The organism is Dissulfurispira sp. (genome assembly GCF_036745535.1).
In the GTDB taxonomy this organism is placed as follows: domain Bacteria; phylum Nitrospirota; class Thermodesulfovibrionia; order Thermodesulfovibrionales; family Dissulfurispiraceae; genus Dissulfurispira.
Genome location: NZ_DAIOFX010000148.1, coordinates 1 through 2,437, shown reverse-complemented (window position 1 = coordinate 2,437; position 2,437 = coordinate 1). Strand labels below are relative to the sequence as shown.

General features: G+C 44.5%; 1 protein-coding gene. It reads right to left on the bottom strand.

Annotated elements, in window-relative coordinates:
* Positions 1 to 581: 581 nt before the first annotated feature.
* Positions 582 to 2,384, bottom strand: a complete 1,803-nt coding sequence (gene asnB, locus V7L97_RS12235) for an asparagine synthase (glutamine-hydrolyzing) (protein WP_333656388.1) — start codon at positions 2,382 to 2,384, stop codon at positions 582 to 584.
* Positions 2,385 to 2,437: the final 53 nt, after the last annotated feature.

Sequence of the window (2,437 nt, the reverse complement as noted above, 5' to 3'; positions counted from 1 at the left end):
TTTCTCATTTCATAGCTCAAGTCTCGGTACTTCCGTGTGGCACAAAAGTACAGCAGCCAATTTACCACCCGCTCCGACGTTGAGTATGTCTCCCAAGCCATCATGTGAGTGGGCAATGTGCAATGCCGTATCCAATCCATTATCAATGAATCCGCTACTGCGAGATGAGCAACTTGAGGGCGAAGTGCCAGCCAGCGCAAAAGCCACGTGAATCGGTGTAAGGCGAACGTGTCTTCTATATCCTTCTCCTCCTTGTGCCAATTCACATTTTCCATCTGCATTGAATATGTTGCAAGCGGGATGTGCCATCCTGCAAGCTCCGGACCACTCCCAGGCGACCAGCCTGTGTGGGGGATCTGAGCAAACCAGTCTTCTTCAAGGCAGCACGTGGTAAAGTCTTCTTTGCCTCGACCCTAATTTCGTTAGGATAATGATAATATTTATCGCCACAACTGAAAAATCGGCTGCGCATCTTCAGGTACACACGATTCACGGTATACGACAGAAGGCTCCCCCACGTACGGGGGTGCCGCATGCAAAAATATACATATTGTTTTAATTCCTTGTCCTTCACAGCAAATTTAAAGATCAGAAATTCCTACTCCGTCAGGTCGAGGGGATGGTTTAAAAGAAAACCGCAGCCACAATTCAAGGTTCAAAAGAATCCATAGTGCCCAGCTCCAGCTCCTCCTCACATGCAGCAAGTATTTCAATCTCCTTATATGTCGTTTACTGATTATCCCCTCGCTCAGCAATTCTCCACGCTCGAGCAGTTTCAGGCAAATTTCCATGAAGCCGGCATACATCCATGAGATGATGGGAGCACCAAAGCCATCCTTGCGCCTCGTCAAAATGGAGGGCGGAAGATAGTTTCCTAATGCTTTTTTTAAAATCACTTTGCTATTAGAAGCCGTCAATTTATATGAGGAGGGGAGCCCAAGAACAAACTCCACGATTCTGTGATCCAGCAAAGGCACCCTTGCTTCAATTGATGCCGCCATGCTCATTTTATCGGTTAGCAAAAGAATATTGTCCTGCAGCCATATTTGCAGATCACAGGCCGTATGGGCGTTTACCCGATCATCTGTTGCAACCCTTCCATAATAATCGGTAAATATCTTCGACGCTACGCCTGGCTCATACATCGGCATAATAAGCTTCCATGGAAATACAAATGCTCTGCTTAGGTAAGCGCTCATATCGATGCTCTGACCGAGCAATCCTTTCAGTGACATCTTTTTGTTTCTATACCATTGATAACCGGCAAAAAGCTCGTCACCTCCAGATCCGGTAAGAATCACCTTGCATTTTTGTCTCGCAAACTTGGAGATTATGTACGTCGGCACATAAGCGCCATCTGCATTGGGTTCATCCATGTGCCAGACAAGCAAGGGAAGAAGTCTCTCAAAATCTTCGAACGAAACTGCTATTTCGTGGTGCACCGTTCCATATAAATTTGACACTTCCCTTGCAAAGCCTCTTTCATCGATCTTTTCATTTGCATTCTGCCAGTGTACCGTAAACGTATCCATGCTTAATGGCTTATGAAAGTTTGCCAAGGAGACAACAGCGCTTGAATCTACACCACCGCTCAGGAATGCACCAACAGGAACATCACTGCGTAGCTGAAGACGACAGGCATCACTCAAAAGAGAATGCAGGTGATCGGATGCATCCTCCAAGGATATGTTCTTTGATGGAGATGGGTTCAGATACAAGCTCATATCCCAATATTTTTGAAACCGCAATTTGTTTCCTTCAAGTATTGCAATCGAGCCTGATTCGAGTTTTTCGATTTTATCAAAACATGTCTTTGGAGCAGGGACATAAAGCAAATGAAGAAACATACTTATTGCGTGCCAATCAAGACCTCTGGAAATCCAGGGACAAAGCAAAATGGATTTAACTTCCGAGGCAAACGCGAGCTGTCTGCCGTTCCATGCATAATAGAGGGGCTTTATCCCAAGCCGATCTCTTGCAAGTACAAGACGATCTGCGGTGATATCGTAGAGAACTATCCCAAACATGCCGTTTACATTCGCGAGAAAATCAAGTCCATGCTCCTCATATAAATGAAGCAAAACCTCCACATCACTATGTGTACGGAACATATGCCCCTTTTTAATAAGATCCTCCCGAAGCTCTATGTAATTGTAGATTTCGCCATTACAGGCAAGCCATATTGTATTATTTTCATTGGAAAGGGGTTGATGGCCTGTTTCGAGATCAATAATGCTAAGACGTCTCAGTCCAAAGAATACATTTGCATTCTTATTAACATACACCCCTATGTCATCTGGTCCTCTGTGTAATAATGAGCCTCCCATCTGATCAAGCAGCTTGCTGCTATAAGGATTTCCTGTATATCCAAATATACCGCACATCACTGCTGTCCAAAATAATCTGAAATCACAAAATCAATCCTTGTAAAATAAGG